We start from the raw sequence: 19,824 nt of genomic DNA on the forward strand, positions 1-19,824 counted from the left end.
ATTGAAACTGAATGGTGAAATTAACATTTTTAGGTACTGGAACCTCACAGGGTATTCCCATTATAGCTTGCAAATGTCCCGTTTGTTTATCTACTGATAAAAGAGATAAACGATTGCGAACTTCTGCCTTAATTGAGGTTGATGATATTTCGATAGTGATAGATAGTGGTCCCGATTTTAGGTATCAGATGTTGAGAGCTAAAGTTGAAAAATTGGACGCTATCCTTTTTACACATGAGCATAAAGATCATACGGCAGGATTAGATGATGTTCGAGCATTTAATTGGGTAAATAAGAAAGCTGTGGATATTTATGCTGAGGAGCGTGTACAAACTTCCCTAAAGCAGGAATTTGCTTATGTGTTTGCAGAATTTCGATATCCGGGAATTCCACAAATGAATTTGATTGATCTTACCAATGAAGCTTTTCATATTAATGGGACAAGTATTCTTCCGATAAGGGTAAGGCATTTTAAATTGCCTGTTTACGGATTTAGAATTAAGGATATGGCTTATATTACAGATGCCAATTATATTTCGAAAGAAGAAAAAGAAAAAATGAAAGGCTTAAAAGTTTTGGTGTTAAATGCGCTAAGGAAAGAAAAACATCTTTCTCACTTTACCCTTCCTGAAGCCCTCGAATTGGTTGCGGAATTAAAGCCCGAAAAAGCATATTTTACACACCTTAGTCATCAAATGGGATTTCACGATGAGGTGGAGGCAGAATTACCCAAAAATGTTTTTTTAGCTTACGATGAATTGGAGATTGAGATAAATTAAGGGATTTGTTCTGAGTTTATAGTTTGGAAAAAATTAGTGCCATCATCATGAAGATAATGGCACCAATAGGTATAACTTTAATTTTCTTTATTATTCTATATGTGCTTCTGTGTCACCACCAATTGCATTTTCAGTATATCCTTCTAAAGTAATTTTGTAAGCATGAGCGTAATTTGAAGGTAGAATTTTAGGAGCCTTTATAACAAGACCTTTTTCATTTCTTTCCCAAGAGATTTCTTCATTACTTCCTAATAACTCGATTTTCTCAATTTTTGAGTTCAATACGCCAATTTGAGTGCTTAAAGATTTAATTACAGTTTCATCTTCAGGCTTGTCCATTACAATTGCATAGAACTCTTTATCAGATTTTTTAGTGAAGCGAATGTCAGTGTTTTGATAAATGATTTTGTGTTTTTCAACTTTGTGTCCACCTTCAGGCAAACGGGTAGGGCCTTCACCAAATACTGTCCAAACACGTGTTCCATAAATAGCATCGCCATTTACTTCTAACCATTTTCCCATTTCGGTTAATAGATTAGCCATTACTTCAGGAATGGTTCCATCAGGGTTTGGTGGTACATTCAATAACATACAGCCATTTTTTGATACAATATCAACCAAGATATCCACAAGCTCGTTTGGTGTTTTAAATATTGCTCCCGGGCGATAAAACCAAGCTCCAGGAGAAGTGTCGGTTAACCACATTTGATCTACAGGTTGGTTGGGACGACCACGTTCATAATCTTTGATGGCTGTGCTTGCCGGGAATGTGCTTTCTTTGTAACAAACAGCAACTTCTTTTTTCCATTCCAATCCTTTGTTGTGATAATAAGCAAGGAATTCTTGACGACTTTCATCTGTCATATTTTCCAACCACCAATCAAACCAGATTAAGTCAGGCTGATATACATCAATATACTCTTTTAGTTTCACCCACCATTCTTTGTAAAAACTGGCATCAGGAGTTTCTGAGTCTAAAGCGTGAGGATTTGTATACAAATCGTAATCCTCTGGACTTACTCCTCCATATTTGTGGGCAGGAGCAAAATATTGCCAAGTAAAGGCATGGTGAAAGGAAGCCATAAACTTCATGCCTTTAGCTTCAATTTCTTTCTTAAGTTCTGCGGAAGGATCAATGCCTCCATAATTCATTGAATTCCAGCGTGTAGATTTTGCATCCCACATGGCAAAGTTATCGTGATGCATGGCAACAGGACCGGCAAATTTTGCGCCTGAAAGTGCAAATAAATCAGCCCATTCTTTTGCATCAAATCCAGATGGATCAAATTTTTCGATAAGTTGCTTGTATCCGAATTCTGCGGGATCGCCAAAATGCTCAGAATGATGAACAAAGTTAGTTGTTGGCTTACCATTTTTAGTCGGTACTTTTTTGCCATCTTCGTACATCTTCATTCCGTGCCAACCAGCATAGAATTTCTTAGGATCAGTTCCTTCAAAAGCATTCGATACAGGTCCCCAATGGGCATAAATACCGAATTTAGCATCCTGAAACCATTCTGGCACTTGATCTATCTTCTCTAATGATGCCCAATTTTTCTTAAATTTCTTGGGTTTCTGCGCTTTCGCGAATCCTACTGTGTTCATTGCAAGAAGAATGAACGCAATTATTCGAAAGTGATTAATTTTCATGATTTTAAAATTTGCCTTCAAGACAAGTTGATGCACACATGTGAACTGATTTAGAATCATTTTTTTTGTGTGACATATTTTTTTGTCCTGATGGTAGTATATAATTATTTATTTTTCCTCGTCTTAGGAAGCAGTGCTTCTTTACCTATTATCTGATGATCACGGCTCCTTCCAGTACAACTGATTTTTGTTCTTTTTGGTTAATTGTAATTCTTAGCTGTGTGGTGCTTCCGATTTCTGTAATTTTTTTGGCATATAAGGTCAGTACCTGTTTTTCAAATGGTTTTAAATCAGGAGCCTTAGCTTGCACTAGTTCTATCCATTTTCCATCTTTTTGGAATTCTATTTTCACATCTGATAAAGAGGATGAAACTTGACCGAAATTTTGAATTTCCAGCTCTATTTTTAATTCGCGACCGTTTAAAGAAAGGATAGGGAATCTGCACGAAAGTGCTTGTTCCTTGTAATTTACCCAAGGCAGACGTGCGTACGCAAATAATAATTTTCCTTTTCTAGTTTTTCCCAATAGTTTGGCTGCAAAATTGTCCTCATTCAAACCATTTTCAGCTGCGTTGAATGTGATAATTAAATCATCGCCTGATTTTTTCGTTTTTAGTACTTTAGAACCTCCACCGTAGTTTACCTTTTCGGAAGCGCCGAAGCGTAAGGATTTAAGATTTATATCTTTATGCGGGTTGAAACCTTCTTCGGCTTCGATTTTAATGCGAATTAGTTTAGTCTGGGAACCTATTTTTTCTTTATCAAGAACCGTAATTAAACGACCAATTGTTAATGGAATACCAATATTTTTTGAGCTGTGATGATCACTTCCAAGATCTTGCTTTTTGATGGTGTCTGCGACAGCAAAATTAGCTTGAATAGCTCGTCCGTACTTATCTTGTAAAACCTTTATTCGTTCGAATTTGTACCAATCAACTTTGGTTCCATCTTCATATTTTGCAATTCCAGGCTCGTAAGCTTCACCAGGTTCAACTTTCCAGTTGATTCCGTCTTTGGATCTCAGATAGTAAGCAATTCTTCCCAGCCAATCGTTGACGATCATGTGATATTGAATGTTGGTACGCCAAACCACAGGATCTTCATATCTGCCATCGTAAGGTGGATACACACTTTTTTCACTTACCTGATAGAAAGGAGGGAGGCCATTTTCACTGAGCCAAATACCACCACCTCGACAAACCATTAAGTAAGAATCATCTTCGCGTTGTGCAAAAGTAAAGTTGGCCATATGATCGAAAATAGGTCTATTTCGTTGATCGAATTCAAACTTGTTGTATTTCCATGGACCATTCAGGGTATTCGATAAATAGTAGCCATTATTCACGTAAAGCACATATCTACCATCTTTTATCTGATAAATTTCAGGATTGTGTCCTTTGCCTATGGTTTCCTTGTACTTGAATGGTCCCATAGAATTGTCGGCAATGGCATGAACAACTTCTGAATTTGGCCATTCCATGTGTCCTTTTTGTGAATCTTCCCGCCAACGGCAAACGTACAGATGATAGTTTCCCTTCTCATCTTGTTTGATATTTCCGCCCCAATAAGACCATTCATCTTCTTCAATACCATTGTCCGTGTAACGAGGCTTTACGGCTTTAGCACCCCAAGTATCAGAACTTAGTTTACCTATTGTTGGAATGGGTAAAAAGCGATCGATAAATAGGCCACCTCCAGCAAGCCCTTCCCATTCTTTAGGGCGTTGTCTTTCAATGTCCTGAGCGATGGTCATATTTGCTGTAAGTATGGCTAGTATTGAAAGGATTAGTAAACGGATTTTCATAAGTCGATTTCGTTTTAATTATTCCAATTTCCGGTAATGATTTTTTCGTTCTCAGGATAATTGTTGTCTGTTTCTTTTAGTAATTCACGTTTTTTATTCAATTGTGTGTTTAGCTTCTTTAGTAAGAGAAGCCCATTGGTGTAAAAATTCAAGTCATTGACTTTTACAGATTGATATCCGTATTAGGCCTAAAATCAAGAAAAATTGATTTGCAAATCACTTTGAGGTAGGTTCATGTGTTTTATCATTTTCCTTTTTACAAATTTCAGGAAAAAAGTGTGTTTTTATGGAGAGATATTTTCATGAAAAAGGGGTGTGTTTCATTTATTTGGTGGCAAACCCAAAGCAAATCACAAGTGTGCAAGAGGCTAAAATCCTAAATGATTACCTTATAAAACTTTAAGTTGTTTGGTATATCATCTGTTTGGTAATCGATTGATTTTAGGTAAGATTCAGTCTTATAGTGTTTTGGTGTAGGCTTCTTTTATGTACCCCCTTTTTGAATGGTATTTTCACACCCATAGTATTTTTTGATTCTTTTTTAATAGGTGATTTAAGCGTGTTAACTCAGCAATCCGAAGCAAATTTGGAAGTTTTTTTTGCAAGATGAAATTCGAGACGAAGTTGTCAGGTTTAAAGCCAGTAAAGATGTATTTCCTTTGACCAATCAAAGGGAGGCAGCAATGTCTGTGGCGTTTTGGATTCGGCCTGAAAATATTGACAAACAAGAAGTGATGTCGGGTTTGAGCGGAAAGCCCAATTACTAAAATCAATAAGGACAAGACTGAATAAAAGCTGGAATCAATTCTTTAATTTGAATTGTTTGGAGTTTTTTTTATTTCTCAACCTTAATCATGAATAGCACACTAATTCCACCAAGTACAAAGAAGATTCCACCAGCCAACATTAAGGCAGATGAAAGGGTGAAGTGATCGGTGTACCAACCTAAAAATGGACCGATAAGAGCAAAGCAGATTCTGATGATAAAGTTACGAACCGAAAGCACCGTTGCTCGCATCTCCGATTCGGTAATTCTATTGATGTAATCTTTTAAAACAGGAGTTGCAATTCCTCTTACAAAGTAGAAAAAGAAGAGTACGCCAACACCAATTAATGAATTGAACCAGCCAGTTAAAATAAAACCAATTGATACACCAAGAACAATAAAAATGGATGTTCCATTTTTGCCTAAATATCCTTCAATTTTATAGGCAGATAGCGCAACGAAACCAACCGTTAGGTTCAAGAGCGTCCAAATAACACCAATGGTGCTTACTTCCATATCCAAATCACGTAAGTAAGGCTGAATAAACCATGCTAGCGTAAGTGTAGCGCAACCAATTACCGATGAGAGAACAATATTCCATCGCAGTATGGCATTGTCCCAAAGAGAAAATTTAACAATGCTAAGAATGTGTTTAAAACCGACTTTTATTTTTACAGCATTTTGGTTCGGATCAACCAATAGAATAGAAGCTGGTATGGCAATAAAGGCAATAAAGGATTGAAAAACAAATGGAGTTCTCAAGCTAATTAAAGCCAAACTACCTCCAGCGATACCTGCAAGTGCTTCTGCAAAGTTTCCAACAGACATAACGCGACTTTCTTGCTTAAGGTAATCTTTCTCTTTTTTCATTTTCAGAAGACTATCGTAGAGCATTGCCGAATCCGATCCAGAAATAAAACTGCTACCAATTCCGAGAATCAGCTCTGCCGTTAAAAAACCAGAGAAACCATGGCTGAAAGAATACACTACAAAACCCAAACAGCCTAAAATCGAACCTAAAATCAACGATTTTTTCCTTCCCCAAACATCCGCAATGTATCCCGATGGAATTTCAAGAGCAACCACAGCAACAGAATAAATTCCTTTAAGTGTAAGCACATCTTGCATGCTCAAACCATTCTCTTGATAAAAAAGGACAATGATTGGCATGGTTAGCATGAACCATTTGGCAATTTTGATCAAATACAGTTTTGGAATGTTTCCAGAAATCGAAGCTGTCATCTCATTAATTTGAGTTGCAAAGATAATTGCTATCGTGTAAACAAAAAGCATTTCCCATTTATAATTTGAGCTTTGTAGAAAGGATAAAATTGAAAGTTGGAACGACTTTTATTTTTACTACACAGTGGTTTACGTTTTTCTTGCTGCTGCAATAAGAAGAATGATTTTCTTATTGATACAAAGATAGAAATCAGGTCGAAATCATGATGGATGCCAATTTATTTCCGTAAATTGAAAAGGAGGAGTTGGATTTGTGGGCTGTAGCAGTTTTTTACCTTTAAAATACTTGACCTATGGGAATGACATTAATCGAAAAGATTTTAGCAAATCACTCAAAAGAAAGTCGCGTAAAACCGAGCGAAATTGTCGATATCGAAATTGATATTCGCGCTGCGCGAGATTTTGGAGGTGCTAATGTGGTGAAAAATATTCAGGATCATAATCTGCGAATTGCCGATCCTCAAAAAACCTTTTTTACTTTCGATTGCAACCCAACCGGATCGGATCAAAAATATGCTGTAAATCAGCAAATATGCCGATTGTTCGCTAGAGATAATGGCGTAAAGGTTTTCGATATCAATACGGGAATAGGAACTCACACTTTAATTGAAAAAGGACTTGCTTACTCGGGAATTACCGCAGTAACAACCGATTCGCATGCTAATATTTTAGGTGCAGTTGGTGCTTTTGGTCAAGGAATGGGAGATAAGGATATTGCTGCTGCAATTCACAATGGAAAAGTATGGTTTAAGGTTCCTAAATCCGTAAAGATAAATTTGAATGGAAAACGCCCCGAGGGAATTTATGCCAAGGATATTGTATTGGGCCTACTGAAACGCTTTGGTGCGAATACCCTGTTAGGATATGCCGTCGAAATTTATGGTGATGAGGTAGATAAATTGACTTTAGATGAGCGAATTACCATTTCATCTATGGCAACAGAAATGGGCTGTATTATCATTTTCTTTACGCCTAATGAAGCCATAATGGAATATTCTCAGTTTCGCAATGGGAAAAAACTAGAAATCGTAAGAGCTGATCATGATGCGGAATATGAGCAGTTGTATGAATTGAATATAGAAGCCTTTGTACCTCGTGTAGCATTACCAGGCGAACCGCACAATACAGTTCCTGTAAAGGAAGTCAAAGGTGTGAAAATAGATTCTGCTTTTATCGGAAGTTGCACCAATGGGCGAATGGAAGATTTTCGAATTGTTGGAGAAATTCTGAAAGGAAAACAGGTTGCTCCTGATGTGGTTTTTAAAATAGTACCCGCTACCGATGAAATTTGGAATGAATGCTTAAAAGAAGGCTTAATAAACATCTTTAAAGAAGCTGGAGCAATGGTATCTAATGCAGGATGTGCGGGATGTGCAGCAGGACAGGTAGGTCAAAATGGAGAAGGCGAAATAAGCATTAGTTCTGGAAATAGAAATTTCCCTGGTAAGCAGGGAAAAGGTAAGGTTTATTTGGCTTCGCCAGCAACAGTTGCCGCTTCGGCAATTGCTGGTTGTATTGTTCCTCACGATGAGATTCCAGAAATTCCAATGACCTTTGGAGTGAGTGAGTCAAAACGAAAAATAGTTGAAACCGCGGTTTGTTTGGATTCCATAGAAATAGAAAAGCCAAAGCATATCGAAGGACGCGTGTGGTACATTCCGATGGATAATATCGATACGGATATGATTTATCACAATCGGTATTTGTCTTTAACGGATGTTTCTGAAATGGGACAGTATACTTTCGATAATTTGGAGGCTTACGAAGATTTTGCCCAAAGAGCAAAATCTGGAGATATTGTAGTTGTGCATAAGAATTTTGGTAGTGGAAGTTCCAGACAGCAAGCAGTAGATTGTTTTAAAGCTTTAGGAATTCAAGCAATTGTTGCAGAATCGTATGGGGCTATTTATGAGCGAAATGCAATAAATGCTGCATTCCCAATTATGACCTGCGCAACCATTGAAAAATTAAAATTAGCAGACGGAGATATTGTACAATTGAATCTCGAAACTGGTGAAATTATAAACACATCTAAAAAAATATCGGTGCAAGGAGAACGATTTTCTGAAGTTCAGTTGGAGATTTACCAAAACGGTGGGCTTTTTTAAAGATTTAACCGCAAAGGTAAACGAAGGACAACGCGAAGTCACACAAAGTATAAAAAGAGAAAAATCGATAGCATTACTTTAGGTGATTTGGCAAAAAAAAAGGTGGACTATTTTACAATTTAACTGCGAAAGCAAAGAAGTATAACGTGAAGTCATATAATGTAGAAACTAAAAAAAACTTTGTGTGACTTTTTGGCTTACTTAGAGTTTCCTTTGTGCTTAAGAAATACATTACGATCATGCAAAACCTAACTTTCGTTGAGAAAATATTCAGGGCAGAATGTGGTAGTATCGTTTTTAAAAGTCCTGATGTTGTGCTAACGCACGATAACACTGCCAGTATTAAAAAAACATTCCAGAAAATGGGCGGTGAAAAGGTGAAGAATCCAGATCAACTTTTGGTTGTTTTGGATCACAATGCACCGCCAACCAATGCAAAATTAGCAACCGATTACCAAAAGGTTAGGGAGTTGGTAAGGGAACAGGGAATCAAGAAATTTTTCGATGCTGGTTCTGGCATTTGTCATCAAATTATGTCCTATCATGCCAAGCCGGGAATGATCATCGTTGGTAGCGATAGTCATACTTGTACTGCAGGTGCATTTAATGCCATGGCGGCAGGAATCGATAGAACCGAGGCTGCTGGTCTGTGGAAAAGAGGTGAGACTTGGTTTCGAGTTCCTGAATCCATAAAAATCACACTAAGCGGTAGCTTGCCAGAAGGCGTTTATGCCAAAGATCTTTCCTTGTGGATTATTGGAATGTTAGGCTCGGCAGGAGCCAATTACATGTCTATTGAATATCATGGAGAAGGAGTTGTGGAACTTTCCATTTCTGAACGAATGACTTTGGCTAATCTTGCTTCCGAGATGGGAGCTAAGAATGCCGTTTTTCCTCCCGATAAGGTATTGGAAGCTTTTTATGGACAAAAGGTGAAAGGCATTTGGGCCGATGAAGGAGCTCGGTATTTTGGAGAATATGAAATTGATTTAAATGATTTGGTGCCACTTGCTGCGACTCCCCATCATGTCGATAATGTGAAATCCATATCGGAATTACAAGGAGTGAAATTGAATCAAGGATTGATTGGAACTTGTACCAACGGACGATTAGACGATTTAAGAATTGCCGCGAATGTATTAGATGGCAAGCAAATTGCCTCGGGTTTTCAATTGCTAATTACGCCAGCTTCCAAAGAAATCTATTTAGATGCCATTAAGGAAGGAATTATTACCAAATTGATGAATGCTGGTGCTAGCATTTTAGGTTCTTCTTGTGGGCCTTGTTTGGGCACAGGTCAAGGAATACCTGCTGATGGTTTCAAGGTAATTTCGACAGCGAATCGTAATTTCTTAGGACGAATGGGGAATAAGAATGCAGAGATTTATTTGGCTTCACCGGCAACTGTTGCTCATTCGGCACTTAGCGGAACAATTACCGATCCTCGCAAAGATAAAAGCAAACAAATTAAGTTTCCTTATCAGAAAATTCAAAGCCCTACAATCGAAATTAAGAATACCGATAAGCGAAAATGCACAGCTGTTTGGGATTATTCAGATGTAGATCATTTGAACACCGACCAAATGTTTGCTGGAAATTTAACTTATGAGGTTCTGAGTTCTGATCCCGATGGGATTCGTCCGCATCTTTTCAAAGGTTTCGACGAAGCTTTTGCTGATGAAGTAATGCCAGGAGATATTCTAATTGCAGGTGAAAATTTTGGTTGTGGTAGCTCTCGAGAGCATCCGGCGGTAGGCTTAGCACATGCAAAAGTGCAAGCTGTTATCGTAAAATCGGTGAATCGGATCTTTTATCGTTCGGCAATAAATCAAGGACTTTTGCTGATTGTGAGCCGTGAAATTGTTGATTTTTACAAGCGGGGAGATGCCATATTGCTTGATATTCAGGAAGGAATCATACAGGTACGTGAAAAACGGTTTGAAATACCTCCTTTACCCGATAAATTACAAGAAATAATTAAATACAAAGGCCTTGTGAATTGGATAAGATCTGTGATATAGGCTCTTACTTGCCTGTGGGTGATTTTTACAGAAAAAAAACACAAAAACATTTGTTTTGGAACGTAATTAATCCCTATATTTGCATCGCAATTAAGGAAAAATGGTCCAGTAGCTCAGTTGGATTAGAGCAATAGCCTTCTAAGCTATAGGTCCCAGGTTCGAGCCCTGGCTGGATCACTTGATTTTTTTGCAACAATATATTTATAGGATGGTCCAGTAGCTCAGTTGGATTAGAGCAATAGCCTTCTAAGCTATAGGTCCCAGGTTCGAGCCCTGGCTGGATCACAAAGCCGATACAAAAGTATCGGCTTTTTTGTTGCAAACACCCGCCAAACCTAGTACCTTTAGGTGTTACAAGAAACTTTTGACACACAAAATAAATGTTTCTTTTAACAATTTTGTAGTACCCGTGTAGTACCGTGCACAATACCCAGTTTAGTACCCGTTTTAATACCCAATAATACCCATATATGAAAGCGAGCTATAAAATCGTCTATAACCGTAAAGGAAAAACAAATAAAGAAGGTAAAGCCCTTCTTCAACTTCAAGTATACTTGCAAAAAAAACAACGTTATTTCTCTACAGGTATTTATCTAAAACCTAAACAATGGGATGAATCAAAAAGGCAAGTCAAAAACCACCCAAATCAAATCCGACTTAATAAACAGTTACGAGATTTGATCTCAGGACTAGAAGATTTTGAGCTAAAAGTAGCTGAAGAGAAAAAGAACTTTAGTTTTACTCATGTAGAAAACTATCTATCCGGTGATGTAGAAATGGAATTTATTGAATTCTGCGAAAACGAACTAGACCTAGACGCCACAAAAAAGTACAGCACTTATCGAGCAATTAAATCAAAACTCGAAACGCTTAAAACATTTGGACTACTCCAAAGCTTTCATGATGTTGATTATACTAATATCGAAAAGCTGGATAATTGGTTACGCCGTAAAGGTTTAAGTGATGCTACGGTATTTAAGTATCACGGAACCATAAAACAATTCATCAACATTGCTATAAAAAAAGATTTCTTTCCTGTACAGAACAACCCTTATCTAAAATTCAAACCCAAAGCACCTAAGACTGCAAAGCGAAAATTCTTAGACAAAGCCCAAATTAAAGCATTAAGAGAAAAGAAGTTTACCACTACCCGATTGACTGAAATTAGAGATGTCTTTTTATTTTCGATATATACGGGCTTAGCCTATGCTGATATTGCCACACTACGTACAAAAGACCTGTACACCGATGAAAATGGCGATAGGTGGATATGGAGAGAAAGAGAAAAAACAGCGAGTGAATACAAAGTACCCCTCCTACCTCAAGCAATTGAAATACTCAACCGTTATGAACTTGGGAAACGGCTTTTGCCAGTCAAAACCAACCAGAAAACCAATGAATACTTGAAGGAAATTGCAACACTTTGCGAAATAGAAGAAAACTTAACCTTTCATATGGCACGTCACACATTTGCAACTACTATTACCTTAAGCAATAATGTTCCGATTGAAACAGTTAGTAAAATGCTGGGGCACTCCGATCTCAAAACAACCCAAATATACGCTAAGGTTGTTGATGAGAAAATGAAAAGTGATATGGATGCTCTCAGACAAAAAATGACAGAACTATATTGAATAAAAAAGAGAGCCGTTAAGCTCTCTTTTCTGTTTATGATATTCTCTGTTGGTAATCTTGCATCAATTCATCGAATGGAGCTAGAGACTTTTTCCAGTACTTCATGATACGCACATTTTTCAAATCTAATGTTTCCCCGTCAGCTTCAAACTTCACACCAATTTGAGCTAGTTTAAATTGATTACTATTAGGATACTGGGTAACATGCATTATATCCCCGTTATCATTTTCGTACTCGGTACCTAGTGGATGAATCCCACTTGCACCATCATCAATTGGGGCTAACAAAGTAAAGTAAGTCCATTTGCCATGATAATTGGTATTGAAAATATCTTGCATCACAACTCCCTCAGAAGCAAGAGACATTTTTTTATTTACTCCATCAACCACAACATTAATTAAGCGATTACCTCCAACTAGTTCACATTGCAAATATGGTTTACTTCCTGTAAAAGTTAAGGCCGTTGAAAAGGTAAAATCAAAATCCTCTAATAATTTAATATTAACAGGATTGGCATTGCATAACTCAGGAGCAAAGATTGAATCTTTTTCACTAAGGCGTGTTTCAAAAAGCGTAACCTTATCAAGATTGTAAGATTCTGTTTGAATTCGTTCCTCTGCTGGTGCCAATGCTTGCTCCCAAGTTTTAAAAATCGTTACCATTCTTTGATTCCATGGCCAATACGATTGTAATAATACATCAAAACGGACTTGACAAACAAGCATCAACTTATCGGCTATTACATCCCTTGGTTTTGTATCTGTGGCACTTCCATCGTTATACTTAGAAAGTTGCATTCCGCTTGACTCTTCTGCATCTGTATCCATTAACAATCCTGATACTGTAATATATGCAGCCGCTCCCTTTTTGCAACTATTAAAAAATGCAGAATTCATTGTAAAAGGCACTAATTTTAAATACTTCGTACCACTAGGCGTACTAACAGGAATAGAGAGTTTATTCGTGCTATCATTAAAAGTAAAATTAACTTGCTTCGCGGTTACATCAACATTAGCTTGCATGCTGAACCCTTTCATTATCTTAATGTTTTCATAGTAGGCATGTTGAAGTTCAGGAACAACCAATTTATCAACTCCGCCAACTTTAGTTGCAATGGTTACATTATCAGCTAAAGGGCTTGCTTCGGGAATGATTATTCTTTCCTCTGCTGGAACAACTGATTTTTTCCAATATTTATGAATGCGAATTAATTCGGGTTTGACCGTTCCAGTACTATGTACTTGTGCTGAAACTTGCATAATGATCATTTGAGAATCAATATTCAAAGGCGTTGTAGTAATAACCGAACCATCTGCATTGGTTTCATAAGGCATATTTGTTGCAAGCGTGTTTGTGGTGCTTATTTTCCCCCACATGTTCCAATGGACTCTCTTTCCTTTTCCTCCATTATCAAAAGCGTTAAAGCCTATTTGCTGGCTTGATAAAGACAAATATTGAATCACCCCATTAACTTCAACCTTAACCGTTCTTTGTCCTCCAATCGGCTCTAAATACAGATTATCACCAAGAGGGCGAATTGAGTAGTCGAAATCTTCTAAGATTCGCACATCTGTACGCATGGAGATTACTGCATCAGTAGCGGTTAAGAGGTTATTGGGTGTCGTTTCAATCGAAACATTATCAGGTTCAAAAACGGTTGGGATTTCTGGAAACTCTGGAATTACTGGTTGTTCTTCCTTTTCCAGCAAATCAAACAAAGAACTTTCCTTATCATACTTGTAGATAGCCCAGCCTGAACTTATATTTTCATCGCTTGAAGCATCAAGAACTTTTACTTCCTGACCATTTTCTAATTTAGATGATGCTAAGTTTCTTTCTTCAATATTCGAGTAGATTTTATACTCTTGTTTTGTGCCACTAGGTTTTTTAATTCTCATCTTTTATAATTTTTTTGTCAAACACATTGTAAACTAAATCGCAAGAGTTGTAGCGGTTTTTCTCACACTGAGCATTGCCACCACGAACAACCTGAATAACCATAGAACTATCGTACTCACTCATAATTCCACCTCTGGCCGTTCCAGCGGTTGTGCTCTGAAAAATGCAAAGCCAAATTACATTGGGGTATTTTTCAATTAATCTCATGAAATCCTCTTGTGCTACATCTTTTAATTTCCCCCAGCTATCAATGGCTATAAAATCATACTTTTTGCAATATTCCTCTAACTCTTCTATGGTGTTTGAACTGCTTACGGCAACATGTTTTCGTGCTGATTTTGAGATATAAGAAATGTAGTTTCCAAACAGTTCCGATTCTGGGGAAACTTCCAAAGAAAGAAACAAGCCGTTAAGTTTTTCCAGAGCAAACAAGTTGATCATCTGGCATAATAAACGGGTTTTACCAGCTCCCTTTTCACCACGAAGAACAACGGCAAATTGATTTCTTTCATAACCGCCCAATAGCTGACCTAATTGACCTTTTAAGGGAATGATTTCGGTGCTAGGCTTCCAATCTGTAAGCTTAACTGTAGATTTATCATTGTGTCCTAAAAGTGTTAATTGTTCTGGCTTTTCAGTTGCTTGTTTTTTCTCCTTTTTTTGATCTGGGAAACACTCTTGAAATACTTTTTCAGCGATGTAAATTCCTTGCCTAGTGTTTTTCCTTTGCCATGCGGTAAACCTTGGAGAATATCGAAAAGCATTCCGTTTTAATACACTTCTGATTTCTTCACTTGGTTTTTCATCGGTTATAATCTGAACACGTTCAGCATCAAGATTATTTACAAGCTTTGCATCTTTGTTTTCCATCAAAACACGTTCGCCCGTTTCCTTTACAATTGCCCCATCTGTTAGGTTTTCCAAGCTCCAAACCTTATTCTTTTCTGTGAAAATCACTAAATCAAATTTCTTTTGTGAATCTCTTATGATCTGGAATACCTTGTTTACATGCTGGTGTTGGTGATTCTTAGAAAGTCGCTCAATAAATCCCTTTAACAGTGCTCTGTAATGGTTTATGCTTCCAACACTTTCACCTTTGTGGATGCTAATCATTGCAGCGATGTACTGAACCGTTTGATTTTCTATTTTTTCAAAAGCTTCCTTTTCTGCCTGCTCTTTTGGAATTGCTTTTTTGATCTTGCGGAGGATTCCCTTTTGTGCTTTTTCAATAAATTCCAAATACTCTTCTAATCTTCTGTGCTCTGTATCTAGTTTTTTCTGATTGCTTCTTACTGGGAAATTTGAACCGCCTGTAATCATTGTTGACATGCATCGAGATTTGGCAACGAGTAAAGCGGTTTTTTTCTTAAGAAATCTTTCTTTATAAGTCGCAAATTCTGATAAGGCCAATTCTTTTTGCTGATCAGATTTTGCAATTTCTTCAATTTCTTTTGCAAACTCATTTAATGAATTTGCATACGAATTTTGCTCAGATACGGCTCTTTTTTCTGGTGAAAAAGAAGTTCCAGTATAAGCCCTGTATGCTAAATCATAATCAAGCTCAGTTCTAAGAGTACGAGGAATAAACCAATTTGCTTCTGGTTTTTCTTCTGGCTTTTCCTCTGGTTTTACCTTTTTTGGTTTTTCTTCCAGTTGCTTAGCTCTTTTTTGAATACGCTCTTTTATTCCTGGTTCTTTTACCTCTTTTTTATCTTCTGCTCTTTTTTGCATCGACTGAGGAACCAAGCTTTCAAAATCAATATCCTCTAATAGATATTCAGCCGCTTCACTTGCTAAACTGTATGCTTTAAGTAGTGATTCATCAAGGTTTTTTGCTTGCTTCATCCAGCTATTCAAATAACTTAAGGAATTGTCTTTTGTGTACTGCAATCCTAATTCTTCACAAATAATTAGAGCTCCCATTTCTGCCACAAGTTCCTCTGTTGGCCTATCCAGCTTTTCACGGCCTAACCTTTTCGGGTTCATGGTAGAATGAGTAATCTCATGAAATAGTACAGAGTAATAAAATTCAATTTTTTTGAATGTATCAATCTTTACCATATGAATGGATTCAGAACCATAGCCCAGAGAATGTGCATAGTGGCAACTATCCGCCTGATCGTAAATAAGCTTAGGAATACGCTTTCTTTTCTTCAGCTCTTTAATGAAATTTTCTACGTACTCATTGAGTTCCAGCTTTTCAAAAACTTGCGTTTTCACAACTGGCTTTTTTATTCCTTTTACGTATTCAATGTTGATTGCCTTATGCACTTTAGGAAGTACATAGTCGGGCTTTCTTGGTGTTTTGTTTTCTGGATCTTTCCACATTGGGATATAAGAAACAACTGATACTTTTTTACTGGCATCAATTATTTCACCACCAAGTGAAGCAAGCTTCTTAACGGTAATGAAAAAAGGAGAATTTTCACTTTTAGCCGCTAAAGAAATAACATTGGTAAGGTTTTTATAAACCCTTCCATTGATATTCCTAAAACCTGAAAGTACATTTCCCTTTTCATCAAACAAAAGCGATGGTTTCCAAGGCTTTTCCCATTTAGTAAACAGGAATGTTTTGATGTCATTTAAAAGCTCTAGTTTAAACTTTTCCTTATCATCTTTCCAGCCGTCAATTGACTGATCGAATATACCCTTTAGGATACAAGTAAGGCTAGGCTTTTTTGATTGCCTAGCCTTAACTTCTTCTTCAAATAAACCCAACATACTAATTAAATATTTTGTGTAAGAAACTTTTCTTTTTTGATTCGTCCTTTTTGTTGTCTTGCTTCTGATCGGTTTTGGTATCGATATGAATCGAACCGCCTTTTTTGGTTTTAATGTCCTTTATCTCAATGCTAGTTTGCTGGGCTGGAAATTGGTTTTTTGCATACTTGTAACCAATAGCCATTCCGAAACCTAGGCCAGTTGTGAATAAAAGAATTGCTGAAAGTATTGTGATTTTTCTTCTTAGCATGGTTTAAATTATTGCTTGGTGAATTGCTCACTAGTAACCCCTAAAACGATGGAACCAGAGAGCAAAACCAATTGTTTAATAAATTCGATGTTTGCCTTTAGCAAGCCGCTCACGATTATTGAGAAAACAAGCAATAAAAGGACTTGCCGCTTGAAACTGGGGTTTCCCTTCACATCCGTAAAGGTTGAACGAAGCCAGTTTTTTGTTTTGTTTTTCTCCGCTTCCATTGTTCAGCCTATAAGTGATTAGTTTTAGTTCTGATTTTATTTCGTTTTGGGTTAAATGAAGTTGCCAATTAGCCCAAAGGGAAGCACATATTAGAAATACTAATACTGAATGCTCCTGAGAGAAAAACCCTTTTATATCGGGTGTAGCCATAATCAGTTTAATTTTTAGTTAAAAAAAAAAGAGAAAGCCCAATAGCTGCAATCAAGCCAAAAGAAACCCCTACACTTGGTAGATGTTTTTTCATGGTGTCTAGTCTTGAACTCCAAACCGCTGCAAAATCGGGTTGATCCTTTGATTCCTCGACTAAAAATCGGGTTCGCATATTGTGTAAATGATTTGCTAATTCATTTTGCTTATGCCTACCTATTGCAGCCAAAGTTTTTGAACCTAAAGCACCATCTACTTTTAAAGCTTCGCCCAAACCATTAAGAACTCTTTGCAAATCTTTAACCGCCTGACCTTTTCCCGAATTAACGGCATAATCAAAAAGCTGATTGGCTAGCGATTGCTCTAACTTGGAACAATGTAATTTATCCCAGAACTCTCGAGTATAGAATATTTCAACTGCACCATTAAGATTGGTAAATCTTGTATTGTTTCTGATAGGGTGGGCTTGCCTGTCTATAAATTGCCAGCCGATCCAATAAGGAAAATACTTTCTGGAAATACCAGCGTATGTTTCCCCTCCATTGTCTTTTGGATTGTTGGCATAACCGCCTTCTAGCTTGCTTGTGATATTGTGGGATATTCTAAATACTGCCATAACTTAAACCATTACATTAATCTTGCTTAGAATTCCTCTAACCTCTTTCATTCCACTATTTCCAAACTCATTGTACAATTCAGCTCTTAAAGTTCTACCTCTAGGCATCCCGTACTGTTTAGAGACTAAAATCCAATCGAATTGATTCTTCAAGGCTCGTAAATTGCTTTTTGCTTGCTCATCGTAAGTACCAGGGTATTCAAAAGCATCCAATAAGCTTTGTGCAATTCCCTTTGCTTGAACCTCACTTAAGGTTGGAACACCTTTATTCAAGTCTTTATCGAATTGAGATTTCACCTTATCTTCAGCGGCTTTTCGCTCTTCTTCGGCCTTTTTTCCCGTTAACGTGTCAAACATGCCATTCATATTTGACATTACTTTATATCCGATAAAAAGTACACCAATACCAAGAGCAATTCCACCAATATTAACCGCCATTTTCTGATTTTTATCAAGGCTTTTGTATTTTTCAGCTCCTTTTTCAGCCGCTACCTTTGCTATTTGAGCTTGCGGTAATATCCCTAACATAGATGCTTGTATTTATGAGCCGTTAATAAAAGCTTATTCATATCTTTTCCCGACTTGTGGAACTTCTCTATGATTCGCAAAGATTGATTGTTTAAAGGCTTTCCAAATCGTTCTAACAATTCGGCCTTTTCCTCTGGATTGAATTTTTTCTTATCGGGCATCGCATTAATTTTGATTGATAATTACATTGTTTTGAGTTCTGCCTGTCCTTTCGGATTCCGTTTGAGAAAGTAAATAAAGACCTTCGTTTCCTTCTACAGTTTCATCTTGGATTTCAATAAAAAAATCGGTTGTTTCTGTGATTTCTTCAATCTCTATACTTTCCTGAACCTCTAACGGATAACCAACTTTTGCACCTTGTTCAGCAAATAGAACTACAGGGGCTTTTGTTTTGTTGGTTACTATCAAAGCTTTTGAAGCTGGCACACTTACCGTAAGTCTGCGACCAGCTTCAACCACTTTTTGAATAGATACAAATAGTCTCATCTATTCTTAATTTTTTTCTACTGTGAAAATGAATTGCCCCTTAACATCTGCACCCGTTTCAAAAGAAGTTTCAAGCCTAATTTGATTGTTTTGAATGTTTTGGTTTAAAATCATTTCTTCACGACCAGCACCCATTTTATAGTAATCAACTGAAACTTGATCTACTATTGGAGTTCGCCCGTCATGTGTTTTGATAGCGACTTCATAATTTTTACCGTGATCGCCAACCCACGCAACCGCCAACAAACGGTCATGATCATCAAACGTAACCACCTCATTAGATGTGGTGGTTGCGTCTGCTGATTTTTTGTCTACGTTGTAAACATACCTGCGCATTTACTAGGCGTTGTTTTCGGTGATTTTGTAACCAACCAAGGTAATTTCAATCACTAAATCTTCCGTTCCTGAAGTAGGATCTTCAAAAACTTGTAATTCAGGTTTGATGGATTGGTTTGGAGCAATTACAAACGGGCTAACTTCATAAGCCATATCAGTTGTGATATCATCACCTGAAACGTTAGGAGTCATGTGGCGTAACACACCTTTAACCTTTTCTTCATTTGCAATTTTCAACGACAATTCACTGTTGTGAAACTTGTTGTTTGCATCTGAACCTACCACAAATTCAGCAACCGCAATTTTCTGATCGGTATCAGCTGGGCTTGCAGTTGTAGCCGTAGAAATTAAAATTCCTGTTACCAAAAATGCAGTATCAGCATTCAAACGACCAGAATCGATATTTCTAACACCATCGGTTTGAACATCCGAAGCCTTAAGGATTTCCTGAATCCCAGTTTTGCCTTTCATTGCTTTACGCATGAAGATTTCATACTTTTCAATACGAGCTCTTTCCGTATCGAAATTGATTTTTTTATTGCCTTTTGCAATTGCTCTAATTGCTGCCTTATCTGCTAATGTGCTTACTACTGATTTCATAATTTTA

The 19,824-nt window shown here is 37.1% G+C and carries 17 protein-coding genes and 2 tRNA genes; 6 read left to right on the forward strand and 13 right to left on the reverse strand.

Features of this window, described 5'->3' with window-relative positions; genetic code table 11:
• Positions 1–11: 11 nt before the first annotated feature.
• The gene (locus L3049_RS14035; protein ID WP_275110443.1) at positions 12–779 is read left to right on the forward strand and encodes an MBL fold metallo-hydrolase; all 768 of its coding nucleotides are present in this window, start codon (positions 12–14) and stop codon (positions 777–779) included.
• A 90-nt stretch (positions 780–869) separates the two neighbouring features.
• Here L3049_RS14035 and L3049_RS14040 read toward each other — a convergent pair whose 3' ends face one another.
• The 3 genes from L3049_RS14040 to L3049_RS14050 form a co-directional block, all read right to left on the reverse strand.
• Positions 870–2,429, reverse strand: a complete 1,560-nt coding sequence (locus L3049_RS14040) for an alpha-L-fucosidase (RefSeq protein WP_275110444.1) — start codon at positions 2,427–2,429, stop codon at positions 870–872.
• A gap of 148 nt (positions 2,430–2,577) precedes the next feature.
• Positions 2,578–4,233: a glycoside hydrolase family protein gene (locus tag L3049_RS14045; RefSeq protein ID WP_275110445.1), complete on the reverse strand. Its 1,656-nt coding sequence runs from the start codon at positions 4,231–4,233 to the stop codon at positions 2,578–2,580.
• Positions 4,234–5,068: 835 nt separating this feature from the next.
• Positions 5,069–6,292 (reverse strand): MFS transporter, encoded by a 1,224-nt coding sequence (locus tag L3049_RS14050; protein ID WP_275110446.1) that lies wholly within the window; start codon positions 6,290–6,292, stop codon positions 5,069–5,071.
• Positions 6,293–6,534: 242 nt separating this feature from the next.
• Here L3049_RS14050 and L3049_RS14055 point away from each other — a divergent pair, with 242 nt between their 5' ends.
• From L3049_RS14055 to L3049_RS14075, 5 genes are all read left to right on the forward strand, one after another.
• Positions 6,535–8,349: an aconitase/3-isopropylmalate dehydratase large subunit family protein gene (locus L3049_RS14055; RefSeq protein WP_275110447.1), complete on the forward strand. Its 1,815-nt coding sequence runs from the start codon at positions 6,535–6,537 to the stop codon at positions 8,347–8,349.
• Between the two features lie 239 nt (positions 8,350–8,588).
• Positions 8,589–10,370: an aconitase/3-isopropylmalate dehydratase large subunit family protein gene (locus L3049_RS14060; RefSeq protein WP_275110448.1), complete on the forward strand. Its 1,782-nt coding sequence runs from the start codon at positions 8,589–8,591 to the stop codon at positions 10,368–10,370.
• A gap of 102 nt (positions 10,371–10,472) precedes the next feature.
• Positions 10,473–10,547 (forward strand) — tRNA-Arg (locus tag L3049_RS14065).
• 33 nt (positions 10,548–10,580) lie between these two features.
• Positions 10,581–10,655: transfer RNA gene (locus L3049_RS14070), tRNA-Arg, on the forward strand.
• Between the two features lie 185 nt (positions 10,656–10,840).
• On the forward strand, positions 10,841–12,004 hold the full coding sequence (locus L3049_RS14075; RefSeq protein ID WP_275110449.1) for a site-specific integrase: 1,164 nt from the start codon (positions 10,841–10,843) through the stop codon (positions 12,002–12,004).
• Between the two features lie 34 nt (positions 12,005–12,038).
• Here L3049_RS14075 and L3049_RS14080 read toward each other — a convergent pair whose 3' ends face one another.
• The 10 genes from L3049_RS14080 to L3049_RS14125 all read right to left on the reverse strand — a co-directional run bounded on the left by L3049_RS14080 (position 12,039) and on the right by L3049_RS14125 (position 19,817).
• Positions 12,039–13,904 (reverse strand): hypothetical protein, encoded by a 1,866-nt coding sequence (locus tag L3049_RS14080; RefSeq protein ID WP_275110450.1) that lies wholly within the window; start codon positions 13,902–13,904, stop codon positions 12,039–12,041.
• Positions 13,894–16,626: a zincin-like metallopeptidase domain-containing protein gene (locus tag L3049_RS14085; RefSeq protein ID WP_275110451.1), complete on the reverse strand. Its 2,733-nt coding sequence runs from the start codon at positions 16,624–16,626 to the stop codon at positions 13,894–13,896. The genes L3049_RS14080 and L3049_RS14085 overlap by 11 nt, the downstream gene beginning before the upstream one ends.
• A 1-nt stretch (position 16,627) precedes the next feature.
• Positions 16,628–16,876: a hypothetical protein gene (locus tag L3049_RS14090; RefSeq protein WP_275110452.1), complete on the reverse strand. Its 249-nt coding sequence runs from the start codon at positions 16,874–16,876 to the stop codon at positions 16,628–16,630.
• Positions 16,877–16,951: 75 nt separating this feature from the next.
• Positions 16,952–17,254, reverse strand: a complete 303-nt coding sequence (locus L3049_RS14095) for a hypothetical protein (protein WP_275110453.1) — start codon at positions 17,252–17,254, stop codon at positions 16,952–16,954.
• 7 nt (positions 17,255–17,261) lie between these two features.
• The gene (locus L3049_RS14100; RefSeq protein WP_275110454.1) at positions 17,262–17,867 is read right to left on the reverse strand and encodes a glycoside hydrolase family 108 protein; all 606 of its coding nucleotides are present in this window, start codon (positions 17,865–17,867) and stop codon (positions 17,262–17,264) included.
• 3 nt (positions 17,868–17,870) lie between these two features.
• The gene (locus L3049_RS14105; RefSeq protein ID WP_275110455.1) at positions 17,871–18,395 is read right to left on the reverse strand and encodes a hypothetical protein; all 525 of its coding nucleotides are present in this window, start codon (positions 18,393–18,395) and stop codon (positions 17,871–17,873) included.
• A complete protein-coding gene (locus L3049_RS14110) occupies positions 18,389–18,556 on the reverse strand; it encodes a hypothetical protein (RefSeq protein ID WP_275110456.1) in 168 nt (55 codons plus the stop codon). Before L3049_RS14110 ends, L3049_RS14105 begins: the two co-directional genes overlap by 7 nt.
• A gap of 4 nt (positions 18,557–18,560) precedes the next feature.
• Positions 18,561–18,881 (reverse strand): hypothetical protein, encoded by a 321-nt coding sequence (locus L3049_RS14115; protein WP_275110457.1) that lies wholly within the window; start codon positions 18,879–18,881, stop codon positions 18,561–18,563.
• Positions 18,882–18,887: 6 nt separating this feature from the next.
• Positions 18,888–19,217 carry a hypothetical protein gene (locus L3049_RS14120; RefSeq protein WP_275110458.1) on the reverse strand — a complete coding sequence of 110 codons (330 nt, stop codon included), beginning with the start codon at positions 19,215–19,217 and terminating at the stop codon, positions 18,888–18,890.
• Positions 19,218–19,220: 3 nt separating this feature from the next.
• Positions 19,221–19,817, reverse strand: coding sequence for a hypothetical protein (locus L3049_RS14125; protein ID WP_275110459.1), 597 nt, complete (start codon positions 19,815–19,817; stop codon positions 19,221–19,223).
• Positions 19,818–19,824 lie beyond the last annotated feature (7 nt).

Origin of the sequence: Labilibaculum sp. DW002 (assembly GCF_029029525.1) — a bacterium.
Lineage (GTDB): Bacteria > Bacteroidota > Bacteroidia > Bacteroidales > Marinifilaceae > Paralabilibaculum > Paralabilibaculum antarcticum.

Coding starts and splice junctions, on each gene's coding strand:
- L3049_RS14045 (WP_275110445.1), bottom strand. CDS start 4,233: ATGAAAATCCGTTTACTAATCCTTTCAATACTAGCCATACTTACAGCA.
- L3049_RS14085 (WP_275110451.1), bottom strand. CDS start 16,626: ATGTTGGGTTTATTTGAAGAAGAAGTTAAGGCTAGGCAATCAAAAAAG.
- L3049_RS14055 (WP_275110447.1), top strand. CDS start 6,535: ATGGGAATGACATTAATCGAAAAGATTTTAGCAAATCACTCAAAAGAA.
- L3049_RS14050 (WP_275110446.1), bottom strand. CDS start 6,292: ATGCTTTTTGTTTACACGATAGCAATTATCTTTGCAACTCAAATTAAT.
- L3049_RS14060 (WP_275110448.1), top strand. CDS start 8,589: ATGCAAAACCTAACTTTCGTTGAGAAAATATTCAGGGCAGAATGTGGT.
- L3049_RS14095 (WP_275110453.1), bottom strand. CDS start 17,254: ATGGCTACACCCGATATAAAAGGGTTTTTCTCTCAGGAGCATTCAGTA.
- L3049_RS14105 (WP_275110455.1), bottom strand. CDS start 18,395: ATGTTAGGGATATTACCGCAAGCTCAAATAGCAAAGGTAGCGGCTGAA.
- L3049_RS14090 (WP_275110452.1), bottom strand. CDS start 16,876: ATGCTAAGAAGAAAAATCACAATACTTTCAGCAATTCTTTTATTCACA.
- L3049_RS14075 (WP_275110449.1), top strand. CDS start 10,841: ATGAAAGCGAGCTATAAAATCGTCTATAACCGTAAAGGAAAAACAAAT.
- L3049_RS14120 (WP_275110458.1), bottom strand. CDS start 19,217: ATGCGCAGGTATGTTTACAACGTAGACAAAAAATCAGCAGACGCAACC.
- L3049_RS14110 (WP_275110456.1), bottom strand. CDS start 18,556: ATGCCCGATAAGAAAAAATTCAATCCAGAGGAAAAGGCCGAATTGTTA.
- L3049_RS14115 (WP_275110457.1), bottom strand. CDS start 18,881: ATGAGACTATTTGTATCTATTCAAAAAGTGGTTGAAGCTGGTCGCAGA.
- L3049_RS14100 (WP_275110454.1), bottom strand. CDS start 17,867: ATGGCAGTATTTAGAATATCCCACAATATCACAAGCAAGCTAGAAGGC.
- L3049_RS14035 (WP_275110443.1), top strand. CDS start 12: ATGGTGAAATTAACATTTTTAGGTACTGGAACCTCACAGGGTATTCCC.
- L3049_RS14125 (WP_275110459.1), bottom strand. CDS start 19,817: ATGAAATCAGTAGTAAGCACATTAGCAGATAAGGCAGCAATTAGAGCA.
- L3049_RS14040 (WP_275110444.1), bottom strand. CDS start 2,429: ATGAAAATTAATCACTTTCGAATAATTGCGTTCATTCTTCTTGCAATG.
- L3049_RS14080 (WP_275110450.1), bottom strand. CDS start 13,904: ATGAGAATTAAAAAACCTAGTGGCACAAAACAAGAGTATAAAATCTAC.